Source organism: Pseudomonas sp. EL_65y_Pfl2_R95, from assembly GCF_963971045.1.
Taxonomy (GTDB): domain Bacteria; phylum Pseudomonadota; class Gammaproteobacteria; order Pseudomonadales; family Pseudomonadaceae; genus Aquipseudomonas.
On sequence record NZ_CAXAOV010000003.1, the window covers coordinates 128,375 to 144,233 of the forward strand.

13 protein-coding genes are annotated in these 15,859 nt (G+C 55.7%); 11 read left to right on the plus strand and 2 right to left on the minus strand.

Annotation, left to right across the window (positions count from 1 at the left end; translation table 11 throughout):
• Positions 1 to 37: 37 nt before the first annotated feature.
• On the minus strand, positions 38 to 1,048 hold the full coding sequence (locus tag AACY09_RS11405) for a DUF2804 domain-containing protein (RefSeq protein ID WP_339488083.1): 1,011 nt from the start codon (positions 1,046 to 1,048) through the stop codon (positions 38 to 40).
• 255 nt (positions 1,049 to 1,303) lie between these two features.
• On the opposite strand from AACY09_RS11405, the gene AACY09_RS11410 reads away from it, so the two are divergent.
• The 11 genes from AACY09_RS11410 (at position 1,304) to AACY09_RS11460 (ending at position 14,609) form a co-directional block, all read left to right on the plus strand.
• Entirely contained in the window at positions 1,304 to 1,804 is a 501-nt protein-coding gene (locus tag AACY09_RS11410) for a DUF2059 domain-containing protein (RefSeq protein WP_339488085.1), read from the plus strand.
• Positions 1,805 to 1,952: 148 nt separating this feature from the next.
• Positions 1,953 to 2,258 (plus strand): BolA family protein, encoded by a 306-nt coding sequence (locus AACY09_RS11415; RefSeq protein ID WP_339488087.1) that lies wholly within the window; start codon positions 1,953 to 1,955, stop codon positions 2,256 to 2,258.
• Positions 2,259 to 2,535: 277 nt separating this feature from the next.
• The gene (gene trhO, locus AACY09_RS11420; RefSeq protein WP_339488089.1) at positions 2,536 to 3,474 is read left to right on the plus strand and encodes an oxygen-dependent tRNA uridine(34) hydroxylase TrhO; all 939 of its coding nucleotides are present in this window, start codon (positions 2,536 to 2,538) and stop codon (positions 3,472 to 3,474) included.
• Positions 3,475 to 3,510: 36 nt separating this feature from the next.
• Entirely contained in the window at positions 3,511 to 4,113 is a 603-nt protein-coding gene (locus AACY09_RS11425; protein WP_339488704.1) for a DsbA family protein, read from the plus strand.
• Positions 4,106 to 5,884, plus strand: coding sequence for an ABC transporter ATP-binding protein (locus tag AACY09_RS11430; RefSeq protein WP_339488090.1), 1,779 nt, complete (start codon positions 4,106 to 4,108; stop codon positions 5,882 to 5,884). Before AACY09_RS11425 ends, AACY09_RS11430 begins: the two co-directional genes overlap by 8 nt.
• Before the next feature lie 167 nt (positions 5,885 to 6,051).
• A complete protein-coding gene (locus AACY09_RS11435) occupies positions 6,052 to 7,284 on the plus strand; it encodes a bifunctional alpha/beta hydrolase/OsmC family protein (protein WP_339488091.1) in 1,233 nt (410 codons plus the stop codon).
• 487 nt (positions 7,285 to 7,771) lie between these two features.
• Entirely contained in the window at positions 7,772 to 8,854 is a 1,083-nt protein-coding gene (hppD, locus tag AACY09_RS11440) for a 4-hydroxyphenylpyruvate dioxygenase (RefSeq protein ID WP_339488093.1), read from the plus strand.
• Positions 8,855 to 8,923: 69 nt separating this feature from the next.
• Entirely contained in the window at positions 8,924 to 9,907 is a 984-nt protein-coding gene (locus AACY09_RS11445) for a fumarylacetoacetate hydrolase family protein (RefSeq protein WP_339488094.1), read from the plus strand.
• A complete protein-coding gene (gene maiA / locus AACY09_RS11450; RefSeq protein ID WP_339488097.1) occupies positions 9,900 to 10,562 on the plus strand; it encodes a maleylacetoacetate isomerase in 663 nt (220 codons plus the stop codon). Before AACY09_RS11445 ends, maiA begins: the two co-directional genes overlap by 8 nt.
• Before the next feature lie 127 nt (positions 10,563 to 10,689).
• The gene (locus tag AACY09_RS11455) at positions 10,690 to 12,150 is read left to right on the plus strand and encodes a sodium-dependent transporter (RefSeq protein WP_339488099.1); all 1,461 of its coding nucleotides are present in this window, start codon (positions 10,690 to 10,692) and stop codon (positions 12,148 to 12,150) included.
• Between the two features lie 503 nt (positions 12,151 to 12,653).
• Entirely contained in the window at positions 12,654 to 14,609 is a 1,956-nt protein-coding gene (locus tag AACY09_RS11460) for a methyl-accepting chemotaxis protein (RefSeq protein ID WP_339488101.1), read from the plus strand.
• Between the two features lie 110 nt (positions 14,610 to 14,719).
• Here AACY09_RS11460 and AACY09_RS11465 read toward each other — a convergent pair whose 3' ends face one another.
• The gene (locus tag AACY09_RS11465) at positions 14,720 to 15,763 is read right to left on the minus strand and encodes a metal-dependent hydrolase (protein WP_339488103.1); all 1,044 of its coding nucleotides are present in this window, start codon (positions 15,761 to 15,763) and stop codon (positions 14,720 to 14,722) included.
• Between the last annotated feature and the right edge of the window lie 96 nt (positions 15,764 to 15,859).

Below are 15,859 nucleotides of genomic sequence, written 5' to 3' on the forward strand. Positions count from 1 at the left end.
GGCGTAGCTGTTTGGAAAATCTCACGCGCTTATCGGTTTACCAGCGCGCGTCGGTCGCGCCCAGCCAGCCAAGTGCTGCGTTGACCGGCACGTGCTCACCTTGAGGGCTGAGAAGTTCGCCGTCGAAGTGTCCAAACCACTGGCGGGTGTCGGCGAAAAGCGGGCCAACATGAGGGGAGGCGTGATGCAGCTGACGCGGGGTGAAGGTGAGGTGTACCTGCTTGTCAGCCGTCTCAATCCGCCAGTTTGCCAGTCGGCCTTTACCTAGAGGCGTCAGCTCGACATTGTGGGTGATCTGTTGCAGCTCACCGCCAAACCACAATGCGTTCTCTGACAGGCCGCTGTAATCAGTCCAGTGGGTGCCAAAATTTCCGGCAATTCCACCCGGGGCGGCAAAGGCTGCACGCTTCCAGTGACTGTTAAGCGGCCAGACACCGCGGCCAAAATCCATCGACGCAAAGCTGTGTCCAGCTTCACAGGTGTACAGGCGATCGCCCAGTTGCACGCTGCCACTTACGGGCAAACCAAGTTGACGGCAGGTCGCATGAAAAGTACCAGGCCCCATTGGGGCGACCAAATTGACCGACTCCAGGTGGGTTGGCCGTTGAATATCCAGCAGGATCTCAATGGGATGCCCCCCTAAATTGCTGGCACTCAGGCTCAAGCAGGCACGCCCTGGGTATTCATTGAGCTGGAACGAGAGGTTGCGGTGGCTGAATGCGTGGCTTTGCTGGGGATGGTCAGGCAATGTGCAACCTCGGGCGAGGGCACGCATTTGGCTGAAACTTGCTGATTCCCCGGTAACAAGGTCGAGAAAATAAGCTGCGCCATAGCCCACGTAATCGAGATTGGCTTGAGTGACCGAAAGCATCCACGTTGGAGTGGTGAAACACCAATGGTTCCAGCGCTTGCGCCGACCCTTGTGCTGCAAGAGCGTGCAGTTGATTTGCGGACGATTTGACCAGCCAATGGCGTCAGGATTGAGCATGCCGTTTTTCAGGCATAGGTCTTTCTGAGCAAAAACGGGACTATGAATGGCGCTGTTCATCGTACACATCCGTGTGGGGTTCGCGCGGGCGCGCGGCAGTAATCAGATAATAGAGTATTTGCGACGCCAAGCGTGCCTTTGCTAAGCAAACTGTTTCACGTCCAGAGAATTTATCCTAAAAGGGTGGGTTGGCGTCCGCACAGGCCCTGCTTTTGGTGCAGTGATCGCAATGATTTTGCGAATTGTTAACTGCTCGGGCACAAAATGCCTGTAGTGGCTGTCAAACTCGATTCAAACCTTTGTTAGGAGTCGCCAATGCCTCGTTTTCCGGTTCTATGCCTAGCTGCTGTGCTGTCCTGCGCCAGTGCTCAGGTATTCGCAGATGCAGCCAGCCACGCAGCCGATGCTGAGCGCTTTTTGCAATTAGCCCACGCCGACAAGCTCGCTGTTCCGGTATATGCGCAAGTGCAGCAAATGTTTGCCCAGCGCTACTCACAAAGTGGTGCTGGCGGTGAAAAGAAGGCGGTACTTGAGTCTTATCAGGCTAAAGCAGACGCGGTCCTCGACCAGTCGATAAGCTGGAACAAGGTTAAGCCCGATCTGGTTAAGCTCTACACCAGCAACTTCACTGAGCAAGAGCTTAAGGAACTGATCAAGTTCTACGAGTCGCCAGTGGGTGAGAAAGTGCTGAAAACCATGCCGCGCCTGACTGCACAGTCGGCCGAATTGACCCAAGGCAAGCTGGAACCTGCGGTGCCTAAGGTAAATAAATTGCTGGAAGATATGACCAAAGAGTTAGGCCCTAAAAAGTCCTAATCGGCGGCGCATTCAGGCATTTATTGCCGGATGTTGAAAAATGGCTTTGGCTTGAGCTTTACACTTCGTAAACTCAGGGCCTGAGCCATTTTTTTTACGTGGCGATAACCCAGTCATTGGGTATCGCGTGCGTATTTTGGAGTTAATGATGACCAAACAAGCGCAGCTTGAGGCCGCACTTACCACCTTGCAACCTGAGCATTTGCAAGTTTTGGATGAAAGCCATATGCACAGCCGTGGTCTTGAGACGCACTACAAGGCGGTTATCGTCAGTGAGCAGTTTCAAGGATTGAATGCGGTGAAGCGTCACCAGAAAGTCTATGCCAGCCTTGGCGACTTGATGGGCCAGATCCATGCCCTGGCGCTGCATACCTACACCGCCCAGGAGTGGGCCAAAAACGGAGATGCCCCGGCGTCGCCCACCTGCCTCGGCGGCAGCAAGCACGACCAGTGAAGGCTGTAGCTTGACGCTTTTGTAGAGTGGTCGACGCCTTTTTCGGCCACCATTCGCCGCCACACATGCTCACGAATTCGCAACGCCACGGTGGCCAAGCTTCGCGTTGACACACCCTACACGAGCCATTATTAACGGCCAATGGTGTGCGCGCTCCTTTGGAAAAGCTTCCTGTTGTCGCACCCTGCGCGGGCGGCTTAAAAAAACGTTAAACTACGACCTGTTAATCAATCGCCAGTCCGCCCTTTACGTGGGCGACTACTGAGGAAATAAAAGCATGACCGACAAGATTGTCGTGGCAGCCCTGTACAAATTCGTCTCGCTGCCAGATTTCCACGAACTCCGTGAGCCGCTGCTCAACACCCTGATCGAAAACGGCGTGAAAGGTACACTGCTGATTGCCGAAGAAGGCATCAACGGTACTGTTTCCGGCAGCCGCGCAGGGATTGACGGGTTATTCGCCTGGTTTGCCCTGGACCCACGGCTGGCCGATGTCGATCACAAAGAGTCGTATTGCGATGAGCAGCCGTTCTATCGCACCAAGGTCAAACTGAAGAAAGAAATCGTCACGCTGGGTGTTGAGGGTGTCGACCCCAACAAGCAAGTGGGCACCTATGTCGAGCCTAAAGACTGGAACGCGCTAATAGCTGATCCAGAGGTGCTGCTGATCGATACCCGCAATGATTACGAGGTTTCGATTGGCACCTTCGAGGGGGCTATCGACCCAAAGACCAAAACCTTCCGCGAGTTTCCGGATTACATCAAAGCCAATTTCGATCCGGCCAAGCACAAGAAGGTCGCGATGTTCTGCACCGGCGGTATTCGCTGCGAAAAAGCCTCCAGCTACATGCTTAATCAAGGGTATGAGGAGGTTTATCACCTGCAAGGCGGGATTCTTAAATACCTTGAAGAAGTGCCGCAGGATGAGTCGAGCTGGAAGGGAGACTGCTTTGTGTTCGACAACCGCGTCACGGTTCGCCATGACTTGACGGAAGGTGAATACGACCAGTGCCACGCCTGCCGCACGCCGATCTCAGCGATTGACCGTGAATCTGAATTTTACACACCAGGCGTGAGTTGCCCCTATTGCTGGGATTCACTGCCGGAGAAGACGCGCGCGGGCGCCCGAGAGCGGCAAAAGCAGATCGAACTGGCCAAACAACGCAATATGCCGCATCCCTTAGGCTTCAATCCGCGTCTAAAAAATCAAGGCTAAGCCATGCAAACTCGCTTGCTCTATGTGATGGACCCGATGTGTTCGTGGTGCTGGGGCTTTGCTCCGGTCTTTCAATCCCTCGCAGAGCAGGCGCAAGCGCAAGGCGTGGAACTGCACCTGATTGCCGGTGGTTTACGCACCGGCAGTGGCGCGGCGTTGGACACCACCACGCGCAATTACATCCTTGAGCATTGGCAGGCTGTTGCACAGGCGACAGGGCAGCCCTTCAAGTTTGACGGCGCCTTGCCAGATGGCTTTGTTTACGACACCGAGCCTGCGTGCCGGGCCTTGGTCACGGCGCGCAGCCTTGATCCGCAAAGCGCATGGCCGCTGGTTAAGTTGATTCAGCAAGCGTTCTATGCCGAAGGTCGGGATGTCACCCAAGCCAGCGTTTTGGTTGAACTGGCGGAAAAGGTCGGTTTGCCGCGGATTGTTTTTGCTGAAGCATTCGACAGCGCCGAGCAGCATGCCGCCACAGCGGCTGACTTTACCTGGGTTCAAGATCTGGGCATTGCGGGTTTTCCAACGCTGCTGGCTGAGCGTGACGGCCAACTTGCATTGGTGACTAATGGCTATCAGCCGCTTGAACGTTTGTCACCATTACTGGCTCGTTGGTTAGAGCGCGCTGCCAATGCGTGACCAGTTGAGCTGGGCGGAAATTCGTCGCCTGGCTTTGCGTCACCGTAAAGCCTTGTTCCTAGCCAATGGCATTGCCGTGCTGGCAACCCTGTGCAGCGTACCGATACCCCTATTGTTACCCCTGTTGGTTGATGAGGTCTTGCTTAAGCAGGGCGATTCAGCATTGCAGGTGATGAACAACTTTCTACCTGTCGCCTGGCAAAGCGCGGTCGGTTACATCGGTTTGATGTTGGCGTTGACTTTCGTACTGCGCGCCAGTGCGTTGGTTTTCAATGTGCTGCAAGCACGTCTGTTTGCCCGGTTATCAAAAGACATCGTCTATCGCATCCGCGTGCGACTTATCGAGCGGCTAAAGCGCATCTCCCTGGCTGAATACGAAAGTCTTGGCAGCGGCACAGTGACCACTCACCTGGTGACCGATCTCGACACGCTGGATAAGTTCGCCGGTGAAACCCTCAGCCGATTCCTGGTGGCGATCCTGACGCTGGCTGGCACCTCGGCCATATTGCTGTGGATGCACTGGCAGCTAGCCATGTTGATTCTGTTGTTCAACCCGCTGGTGATCTACGCCACAGTGCAGCTCGGCAAACGGGTCAAACACCTGAAGAAACTGGAAAACGACAGCACCTCCCGCTTTACCCAGACATTGACCGAAACCCTGGACGCCATTCAGGAAATTCGGGCGGGCAATCGTCAAGGATTCTTTCTTGGCAGGCTAGGCGCACGCGCCCAGGAAGTGCGTAATTTTGCCGTCGCATCGCAGTGGAAAAGCGATGCATCAAGTCGGGCCAGTGGCTTGCTATTCCAGTTCGGGATCGATGTATTCCGAGCGGCGGCCATGCTTACCGTGCTGTTCTCTGACCTGTCAATCGGGCAGATGCTCGCGGTGTTCAGCTACCTGTGGTTTATGATCGGCCCCGTGGAGCAGTTGCTCAGCCTGCAATACGCTTTCTATGCAGCAGGTGGTGCGCTGTCACGCATCAATGAGCTGCTTGCGCGCAATGATGAGCCGCAATATCCGGGTGGCGCTGATCCTTTCGATGGTCGAGCGACTGTTGGCATCGAGATCGAACAGCTGACCTTTTCTTATCAGGATGAACCGGTACTCGACGAACTTAACCTGCGCATTGCACCGGGTGAAAAGGTCGCCATCGTCGGTGCCAGCGGCGGCGGTAAAAGCACCTTGGTGCAGTTGTTGCTGGGGCTGTATAGCGCACAAAGTGGTTCGATTCGTTATGGCGGCTCTAGCCTGCAAGCCATTGGACTTGAGCAGGTGCGCGAGAATGTGGCCGTGGTGCTGCAGCATCCCGCACTGTTTAACGATTCGGTACGCGCCAATTTATGCATGGGCCGTGAGCGCAGTGATGATGCCTGCTGGCATGCACTGGAAATAGCCCAACTGGCCGCGACGATTCGCCAGTTGCCCAAGGGCCTCGACAGCATTGTTGGGCGATCTGGCGTGCGCTTGTCCGGCGGTCAACGTCAGCGCCTGGCTATCGCCCGCATGGTGCTGGCCGAACCAAAGGTGGTGATTCTCGATGAGGCGACCTCTGCGCTGGATGCTGCCACAGAGTACGCCTTGCACAAGGCAATGAGCAGCTTCCTCGTTGGGCGCACCACGCTGATTATTGCCCACCGCCTGTCTGCGGTGAAGCAAGCTGACCGGGTATTGGTTTTCGATGGTGGACGCATTGCTGAAGACGGTGATCATCATCAATTGATCGCTGATGGCGGGCTGTATGCACGCCTCTATGGCCATCTTCAACAGTAGCCTGACGCTTGGGGACATCGGTGGGTGCTAAGGTTAGGGCTGATAGGATTTAGCCATTGCCGGGCGTAATGAATTCACGGGGTCGACGTCGAATGTTCATTCGTCAGTACAGCTGGGCGTTGTGCCCGGTTGCTCAAGCCTAACGATTAATAGCGAGGGATAGGTGAATGAATCGAGTCAAAGTCGAGTTTGCAGGCAGTTCAGGGCAGCAACTGGCGGGTTTGTTGGAGCTGCCAAACAGCCTGCAACCGGTGAGGTATTACGCGTTATTTGCCCACTGTTTCACCTGTGGTAAAGATATTGCCGCCGCATCGCGCATCAGTCGCGAGCTCGCTGATCAAGGCATTGCAGTGCTGCGGTTTGACTTCACCGGACTGGGCAACAGCGACGGTGATTTTGCCAATACCAACTTCACCTCAAATGTCGAAGACTTGGTGGCTGCGGCCAAAATGCTCGAAGCTGAGTATGCCGCGCCCAAGTTGATCATTGGCCACAGCCTTGGCGGTGCGGCGGTGCTTTCAGCGGTTGATAAAATTCCATCGCTGCAAGCGGTCGCCACCATTGCCGCGCCCTCTACCGCGCACCATGTGCAGCACCTATTCGCAAGCTCAAAAGCTGAGATCGAAGCACAGGGTGAGGCCAAGGTTAAGCTTGGTTTTCGTGAGTTTTCGATCAAGAAGCAGCTTATTGAGGACCTCGATCAATACGCCGATCTGCAACATATCACGCGCCTGCGCCGACCACTGATCATCTTTCACTCGCCGATAGATGACACAGTCGCCGTCGAAGAAGCGGCGAAAATCTTTACCGCAGCCAAGCATCCGAAAAGCTTTATTTCACTGGATAAAGCCGATCACCTGCTGAGCAAGAAAGAAGACGCCCGCTATGTCGCCAAGACCTTGGCCGCCTGGGCTGAGCGTTACATTGAGGTGCCCGTCACCGAATCCGTTGCGACGGCCCTTGAAGACGGTCATGTGTTGGTCACAGAGCTGGATAAGAAGTTTCTACGCGGGCTTTATACCAACAGGTACAGCCTGGTATCCGATGAGCCCAAGAGCGTGGGTGGTTCTAACCTGGGGCCAACACCCTACGCGTTGTTGTTGATGAGCCTGGGCGCTTGCACCTCCATGACCATCCGTATGTATGCCGAGCGTAAAGGCATTCCACTGGAAGACATCGATATTCGTCTGGTGCATGACCGAGTGCATGCCGAGGATTGTGCTGCCTGTGAAGGGCGCGAAGGCAAGCTTGAACGAATCCAGCGCTACATCACCTTCAAGGGCGAGCAACTGACCGAGGCGCATATCGAAAGCATGCTGAAGATTGCCAATCGCTGCCCGGTGCACAAAACCCTCGAATCCGATCCGGTGATTACCACCGAGCTGGAGCACGATAAGTAAGTTAAATCACGGTGGGCAGCGTCGGTTGGCGCATCCCGCGTGGGTTTCGGGTGGATGACGCTCTTCTCATCCACCGTTACGATCTCGGACATACGGGTTGTTTGCGTGGACCATGGTGGACAAGCTTCGGGTTGTCACACCCTCCAAGAGCCACCATCGCGGCCACGACCCTCTGCGATAATGCGCCGTATCTAAAGCGTTTTGCTACTGCACCCTAAGGTACAGAGACAAGTTCGCACGACTCTGCACGCTGCATTGGCAGCTTATTGAACCGCCTTGTAACGATAAGTTTACGGCTCTTGGGCGCTAATCACGCGCTTATTGTCATCCAGCGCGGGTGTAAGGAAATCGTGCCGCGGCAAGTCGACTGCCTTGCTGTTGCGCGCCGCTTAAGTGCTTGTTCGGCCAGCGTTCTACGGGTGTTATGGCTTCACTACAGCTGCCTGCAAGGCTGCTGACAACCGCCCGAGAACAACAAGGAGGCGCAATGAACGCCGTGAACAAAATCGAACAGCACAACCCGATTGGTACTGATGGCTTTGAATTCGTCGAGTACACAGCGCCGACGCCTGAAGGTATTCAGCAGCTACGCGAGCTGTTCACTGCCATGGGCTTCACCGAAACCGCGAAACACCGTTCCAAGGAAGTATTTCTGTTCCAGCAGAACGATATCAACTTCGTCCTCAATGGCAGCCCGACCGGCCATGTCCGCGAGTTTGGTATCAAGCACGGTCCAAGTGCCTGCGCCATGGCCTTCCGGGTGGAAAATGCTGCTCAGGCCGCTGCCTATGTTGAGTCCCAGGGCGCCAAGCTGGTCGGTAGCCACGCCAACTTCGGCGAGCTGAACATTCCCTGCGTTGAAGGGATTGGTGGCTCGCTGCTGTATCTGGTGGACCGCTTTGGCGAAAACACCATCTACGACGTTGACTTCGAATTTATCGAGGGCCGCACACCCAACGACAACGCTGTTGGCCTGGTGAGCCTCGACCACCTGACGCATAACGTCAAGCGTGGGCAGATGGACGTCTGGTCCGGCTTTTACGAGCGCATCGCCAACTTCCGTGAGATTCGTTACTTCGACATTGAAGGCAAGCTTACCGGCCTGCTGTCGCGGGCAATGACGGCGCCATGCGGCAAGATCCGCATCCCGATCAATGAGTCGGCGGATGACAAGTCGCAGATCGAAGAGTTTATTCGCGAATATCAAGGTGAAGGCATCCAGCACATCGCCTTGAGCACTGAGGATATATTCGCCACGGTTCGCCAGTTGCGCGCCAATGGCGTCGATTTTATGAGCACGCCGGGCACTTACTACGACAAGGTGGATACCCGCGTCGCAGGCCATGGTGAGTCAACTGAAACCCTGCGAGAGCTGAGCATTCTGATTGATGGCGCGCCGGGCGATGACGGTATTTTGCTGCAGATCTTCACCAACACTGTGATTGGTCCGATTTTCTTCGAGATCATCCAACGCAAGGGCAATCAGGGCTTCGGTGAAGGCAACTTCAAGGCTTTGTTTGAGTCGATCGAAGAAGATCAAGTTCGTCGCGGCGTTATCGCGGCCGACTAATATTCCTGTAGACCACTAGCGCCGCAACCTTGCGGCGTCAGATGCTTTTGCCAATTCGAAGGTTTGATTATGAAGTTAGCCTCACTCAAGCAGGGTCGCGACGGCGTCTTGGTCGTGGTTTCTCGCGATCTCAGCCGTGCCCTCAAAGTCCCAGCCATTGCCGCAACCCTGCAAGCGGCACTGGATGACTGGGCAAACATTCGTCCGCAACTTGAGGCGGTGTACCAGCGCCTGAATGACGGCCTTGAGGGCCAGGCATTTGCCTTCGAGCAGAGCGCTTGTCATAGCCCTCTGCCGCGCGCTTTTCATTGGGCCGATGGCAGCGCTTACGTCAATCACGTTGAACTGGTACGCAAGGCCCGTGGCGCCGAAATGCCAGAGAGCTTTTGGCATGAGCCGCTGATGTATCAAGGCGGTTCTGATGCCTTTATTGCACCGCACAGCGCCATTCGAATGGCCGACGAGGCCTGGGGCATCGACCTCGAAGCCGAGCTGGCAGTCATTACTGATGATGTGCCGATGGGCGTTAGCGCTGCTGAAGCTGCAGAGCATGTGCAACTGTTGATGCTGGTTAACGATGTGTCGCTGCGGAACTTGATTCCGGGTGAGCTGGCCAAGGGCTTCGGCTTTTACCAGAGCAAACCTTCGTCGAGCTTCTCTCCGGTAGCAGTGACGCCAGATGAGCTGGGCGATAGCTGGAAAGAGGGCAAGGTCCATCGGCCATTGGTTTCGCATATCAATGACCAGCTGTTCGGCGAGCCGGATGCAGGTACTGATATGACCTTCAATTTCCCCACGCTTATCGCTCACGCCGCCAAAAGTCGTCCTCTGGGCGCGGGCACCATTGTTGGCTCGGGCACTGTGTCCAACTATGACCGCAGTGCCGGCTCATCCTGTCTCGCGGAAAAGCGCATGCTTGAAGTGATTGAGCAGGGCGAAGCGAAAACCCCATTTCTCAAGTTCGGTGATCGGGTCCGCATTGAGATGTTTGATAGCGCAGGGCAAAGCCTGTTCGGCGCTATCGATCAGGCGGTGGAACGCTACGATGGCTGAGCTGACGCTCTATTCCTATTGGCGCTCCAGTGCTGCCTATCGGGTGCGAATAGCGCTGAATCTCAAAGGTTTAGCCTATCGGCAAGTGCCGGTGCATCTGGTCAGGGACGGGGGCGAGCAATTGGCCCCAGCCTATCAGCAGCTCAATCCGCAAGGCTTGCTGCCATTGCTGGTTGACTCTGGGTCTGGGGGCGATGAAGTCAAAATTGCCCAGTCGCTGGCAATCATCGAATACCTCGATGAAGTGTTTCCTGTGCCTGCACTGCTGCCAGCCGATCCGGCGCAGCGTGCGCAGGTGCGAGCGCTGGCGATGCATATCGCTTGCGAAGTCCATCCGCTGAATAACTTACGGGTACTCAACTACTTGTCCAGCGAGTTGGGCATTACCGATGACGCGAAGTCCGAGTGGTATCAGCATTGGGTTCACACTGGACTGAAAGCTGTGGAGCAAGGTTTGGCCGTTTTTGCTGGCAAGCTGTCCCTTGGTCAGCGGCCGGGATATCTAGAAGCCTGTTTGATCCCACAGGTGTACAATGCGCGCCGTTTTAACTGTGACCTCAATGCGTATCCGCGCATTCTCGCCATGACGGCGCGTTGTGAAGCCCTCGAAGCCTTTAGCAAGGCCGCTCCGGAGGTGCAACCCGACGCAACTTAGGGCTTACCAGCCTTGCGGGGAGACAGGCGCGCTAGCCAATGCTGGCGTTGCTCGACTCTTCATCACTCCGCCGCGCCACAAGCGCAGCGGGTTAGATCCCGTCACAGATAAAAACAACAGGTGACGCATGACCCGAGAAAAACCGAAAAACCTCTGGCTCTCTCGCTGGGGCTTTATTCTTGCCGCAACTGGCTCCGCCGTGGGCCTGGGCAATATCTGGAAATTCCCTTACATCACCGGTGAGTACGGCGGCGGCGCTTTCGTACTGATGTACCTTGCCTGCATCCTGGCCATTGGTATTCCGGTGATGATGACTGAGATCGCCATTGGTCGCCGTGGACGCGGCAGCCCGATTGATGCAATTGGTCGCGTGGTCAAAGAAAACAGCGGCAACCCGTTGTGGAAAGCGGTGGGCGGCATGGCCATGCTCGCCGGGTTTATGATTCTGTGTTTTTACGTGGTGGTCGCCGGTTGGGCCTTTGCCTACACCTGGAAAATGCTTGATGGCTCACTCGCGGCCACCAGTGTTGATGCGCTGGGCGCGGTGTTTGAAGCGCACAATGCCAACCCTTGGCAACTCGGTGGCTGGAGCGTGCTGGTGGCGCTGCTGACGCTGTGGATCGTCGCCAAAGGCGTACAAAAAGGTATCGAAAACTCGGTGCGCTGGATGATGCCAGGCCTGGCGGTGATGCTGGTGGCACTGGTGGGTTATGCCTTCACCAGCGGTAGCTTCTCCGCCGGTTTCGACTTCCTGTTTACCTTTGATGCCTCGAAAATCACCGGCGAAGCGCTGTTGGCCGCCTTGGGCCATGCCTTCTTCACCTTGAGCTTGGCGTCCGGGGCGATTTTGACTTACGGCTCATACATCCCCGATGGCCAGTCGATTGCGCGGACAACCTTTATGGTCGCCATTTGCGATACTGCTGTGGCGTTGTTGGCCGGCTTGGCTATCTTCCCGATCATCTTTGCGAACGGCATGAGCCCGAGTGCCGGTCCGGGCTTGATCTTTATGAGCTTGCCGCTGGCCTTCCAGCAGATGCCGTTTGGCACCGCTTTTGGCGTGCTGTTCTTCGCCATGGTGTCGATTGCCGCGCTGACTTCAGCGATCTCGATGATCGAAGCCACCGTCGCCTATCTTAACGAGAAACACGGCATCAGTCGGGTCAAATCTGCTGTGGTTTCAGGTGCGGTGTTGTTGGTCATCAGCTTGTTGGCGATGCTCTCGTTCAACCTGCTTGCAGGCTGGACGCCAATGGGCAAGAACTTCTTCGACTGGCTGGATTACCTGACGTCACGCTGGATGATGCCCCTGGGCGGAATATTTATTGTCCTGTTTGCCGGCTACGCGTTGCGTGACGAGATCATGCGTGATGAACTCAACCTGCCGCCAATGGGCTACGCGCTGTGGCTATTTATGGTGCGCTATGTGTGCCCGGTGCTGATCATGATCGTGTTCCTCAATGCCTTGGGCTGGCTGGGTTTTGACCCGATTGCCGGGTGGTACTGGATCGCTGGCGCCATTGGCGTGTTGACCATCCTGGGCGAGATCTTTCGCCCGCGGGTGATGCCGGTTTTAGCCGGGCGTTAATCGATCAGGCTATTTTAAAAAGCGTACGGCGAAAGCCGTGCGCTTTTTTTATGCCAGTGTTGCGCCCTGATTGGCGACTACGAGATGCGCTACGAAATACAGGGTTCTTAGATTTATCTGCTGTGCCTGTGGCACACACGTGAGAGCCGATAGCGCACTCGAAATTCCACGTTATTAACTATCTGGCACACAGCTTCATGTCGTCGTGCCCTACGTAAGGCGGACAACGTTTTACGTCCGTGCTTTTACGCGGCACGGTTTTTTTGACGTCTGATAAATGGCGAAATCTCGCCAATCATTAGTTCAGCTCAGCGTAAAGCTGCCGATAAAGCTGTATTAGAGGTTGTGATTGATCCCGCGAGACGTGCTGGTGTGCCGGAATTAGTGGCTTTTGCTGGTGATGGCACAATGCTTGCGAAGGACATCGATCCAACAAACACTGTGCCGGCCCAATCTTGCTAGCAGGCTGGCGACTTCAGTGAATAAATATAACGGAGTAACTCATGTTGTCGTCTGCCTCACGCCTGTTTAGTAACCTCGCCGTCGGTAAAAAACTGCTGGGTGGTTTTGCCTTGGTGCTGCTGCTCACGCTGGCAGTCGCATTAACCGGTTATTGGGCGGTGGAAGCGGTAGCGAGCAGGCATGAGCAGGTTAATCAGTTTTCAGAAATTGACGTTGCGGTATTGGAGGCGCGGCATTTTGAGAGTGTTTTTGCATTGAAGAAAACCGCTGAGACGGCTGCAAAAACCACCGAACAATTGACCCTGGTCAAGCAACTTATTGCCACGCAAATGGGCTCGGCGGACGCGGATAAGAAAGCCAAGCTGCAGGCCATGGGTGAGGCGGTGAATCAATACCAGCAACAGTTTGATGGTTTTGTCCGGCTTAATGATCAGTCGCGCGCTGCACGGGAGCAAATGAGTAAGGCGGCAGGCGAGGCCCGTGATCAGTTTGATGTGATTGAGTTTGAGATGTACGACGCTGTGCGTGAGCTGCGCCTGCAGGGCGATAACCTTAAAGGCAGTGATCCGCTGACGTTGGCCGAGACTGCATCCGGTTTGAGTAAACGCATGCTTGACCTGCGCAGTAATGAAAGCCTGTACATCATCGATGAATCAGCCGATGCCTTGAAGGACTGGAAGTACACCAACGAAGACTTGGAAACAGTCGCCCGCAACTTGATGATCTGGCTCACCGACGAGCAAAAAAGCGCAATCACAGCCGCGTTGGATGCACTCAAGGTGTATCAGCAAGCCTTCGCTAATTACCAACAGGTGATTACCCAGAGCGAAAATGCTGAAAAAACCATGCAGGAAAAGGCCCAGTCAGTCCTGACTTTGGTTGAAAGAGCCACGGCGGCTGAAGATGCCAGTATGTTGGATATTCGCAATCAGGCGCTGTTGGGCTTGATCATCATGGCGCTGGCAGCCTCGGTTATTGGCGTGCTGGCTGGGTTGCTGATTACGCGTTCGATTGTTGGCCCATTGCGTCAGGCAGTGAGCTTTGCTGAGCAAATTGCCGAGGGTGATCTTAGTCAAAACATCACCAGCAACCGGGGCGATGAAGTCGGCCAGCTAATGTCGGCCATGCAACGTATGACCCTGAGTCTGCGCGAGTTGGTTGGCCACATTGGGGGTGGCGTCGGCCAAATTGCCGCAGCAGCCGAACAGTTGTCTGCAATCACCGCGCAAACCAGTTTAGGCGTGCAAGAGCAGAAGCTTGAAACCGAACAGACAGCTACCGCCATGCATGAAATGGCCGCCACTGTGCAAGAAGTTGCGCAGAATGCCGATCAGGCATCGGTTGCGGCCCGTGAGGCGGATCAAGAAGCCCAGCAGGGCAACCAGGTTGTGCAGCAGGCTGTTGGGCAAATCAACAGCTTGGCCAGCGAAGTTGAGCAATCTGCTCAGGCCATTCAAGCGCTCAACCTTGAAAGCGGGCGCATTGGCAGCGTGCTTGAGGTGATTCGTTCTGTGGCAGAGCAAACTAACTTGCTGGCCTTGAACGCGGCAATCGAAGCGGCGCGTGCAGGTGAGCAGGGCCGTGGTTTTGCGGTCGTGGCCGATGAGGTACGAGCGTTGGCGCAGCGGGCGCACAGTTCTACCGAAGAAATTGAGTCCTTGATTGCGGGCCTGCAAACCATGGCCAAAGACGCCGTGACGCAAATGGACAGTAGCCTGAGCTTGACCCAGCGCACTGTAGTTTTGGCCGGGCAGGCGGGTGATGCGTTGGGCCGGATTACCCAGTCGGTGAGCACCATCGAGCAGATGAATCACCAGATCGCAGCGGCCGCTGAAGAACAAAGCAGCGTGGCGGAGAACATCAGCGAGAGCATCACCCGGGTTCGCGATATCGGCGAGCAAAGTGCCTCAGCCAGTGAGCAAACAGCGGCCTCTAGTGCAGAGTTGGCACGCCTTGGGGTTGAGCTGCAAGGCTTGGTCAAGCGCTTTCGCACATAATTGTTTAGGGGCGAGAGTGGTAAGGCAGCGCGAAGTTTGGCCGCCGTGACCCGCGCAAAAACTACGACTATTTAAGATCGCTACGGTGGCCGAAAAAGGCGTCGACCACCTTACATGGGCTTGCTCAATTCGCTGGCCCAGAGTGCCAGCGGAATGGGTGTTTGTGGTTTCCATATGCGGGTCCATAGCAGTTTCAAGCGGTCCAGGTCGCCACGCCCAGTCGGCCAGCGTTGAATATCATTTTGGAGTTGCCACTTGCCGTCTTGCCAGTGGGCAAAGTCAAAACGAAACGGGTGAAAGCCGGTCATCCCCAGGCGCAGGTCAGTGACTATCAAGTGGTCATCAATCCGGTCATAACGCAACACGCCAGCGGTGAACCAGTTAAGGCGTGCCAGCGCAGGTGAAGCGGCCAGCGCTTTGCCTTCAGCGGTGCCCAGCGGAATACGCTCAAGCTTGGGTGGGGCGCTATCAAACCAGCCGGACAGCGCCTCGTAGTAATCATCGCCATCGAGCACGATCACCCGCCATAACAAGGTATTGAAGGGGGTCGGCGTGCTGAAGATTTGCTGGGCTTGAACACCCTGCCTCGCGAGTTCGGCCTCAACCCGCTCTTCAGCATGGTGTTTACCCACCAGTGTTGAGGCGAGATAAGCGGTGGAAATGGCCAGTGCGATAGCGGGTGCTTTACCAGCTTTGCCGCGCAGGCCGTAAATCAGGCCGAGGATCATGGCCGCAAGCAGGGGCACAGTGTAGAGCGGGTCGATGATAAAAATACTCGACCAGGCAATAGGGGGTGGCGTCATTGGCCAGAACAACTGGGTTCCGTAGCTGGTGAAGCTGTCGAGCAGGGGATGGGTGACCAACACCAGCCAGAGCGTTAACAGCAACCGCTGAGAGGAGTAACCGGGATTCGGGTAAAAGCGCCGTACCAGCAAGGTCAGCAGCAATGCCACCGCACTGAGCACAAATACCGAGTGGCTGAACCCACGGTGATAGGTCATCTGTGCCACCGCATCGCCATAGTGAATCAGTACATCCATATCCGGCAGGGTGCCGAGCAATCCGCCATATAGCAGCGCCTTGCGGCCTTGCCAGCGACCGAGCAAGGCGCCTTGAATGCCTGCGCCAAGCACCACCTGTGTAAGCGAATCCATTGCCAGTCCTCAAATTCGATCAGCGACTACGGTAACCGAGGCGGGACCAGGCTGATGCACAGTAATGTACTAAAAAACATTTCAATGCAGCGCGAT

Excerpts from the sequence above, each read along its gene's own strand:
- maiA (WP_339488097.1), top strand. The coding sequence starts at position 9,900 with ATGGCTGAGCTGACGCTCTATTCCTATTGGCGCTCCAGTGCTGCCTAT.
- AACY09_RS11405 (WP_339488083.1), bottom strand. The coding sequence starts at position 1,048 with ATGAACAGCGCCATTCATAGTCCCGTTTTTGCTCAGAAAGACCTATGC.
- AACY09_RS11465 (WP_339488103.1), bottom strand. The coding sequence starts at position 15,763 with ATGGATTCGCTTACACAGGTGGTGCTTGGCGCAGGCATTCAAGGCGCC.
- AACY09_RS11425 (WP_339488704.1), top strand. The coding sequence starts at position 3,511 with ATGTGTTCGTGGTGCTGGGGCTTTGCTCCGGTCTTTCAATCCCTCGCA.
- AACY09_RS11410 (WP_339488085.1), top strand. The coding sequence starts at position 1,304 with ATGCCTCGTTTTCCGGTTCTATGCCTAGCTGCTGTGCTGTCCTGCGCC.
- AACY09_RS11435 (WP_339488091.1), top strand. The coding sequence starts at position 6,052 with ATGAATCGAGTCAAAGTCGAGTTTGCAGGCAGTTCAGGGCAGCAACTG.
- hppD (WP_339488093.1), top strand. The coding sequence starts at position 7,772 with ATGAACGCCGTGAACAAAATCGAACAGCACAACCCGATTGGTACTGAT.
- trhO (WP_339488089.1), top strand. The coding sequence starts at position 2,536 with ATGACCGACAAGATTGTCGTGGCAGCCCTGTACAAATTCGTCTCGCTG.
- AACY09_RS11460 (WP_339488101.1), top strand. The coding sequence starts at position 12,654 with ATGTTGTCGTCTGCCTCACGCCTGTTTAGTAACCTCGCCGTCGGTAAA.
- AACY09_RS11445 (WP_339488094.1), top strand. The coding sequence starts at position 8,924 with ATGAAGTTAGCCTCACTCAAGCAGGGTCGCGACGGCGTCTTGGTCGTG.
- AACY09_RS11455 (WP_339488099.1), top strand. The coding sequence starts at position 10,690 with ATGACCCGAGAAAAACCGAAAAACCTCTGGCTCTCTCGCTGGGGCTTT.
- AACY09_RS11430 (WP_339488090.1), top strand. The coding sequence starts at position 4,106 with ATGCGTGACCAGTTGAGCTGGGCGGAAATTCGTCGCCTGGCTTTGCGT.
- AACY09_RS11415 (WP_339488087.1), top strand. The coding sequence starts at position 1,953 with ATGACCAAACAAGCGCAGCTTGAGGCCGCACTTACCACCTTGCAACCT.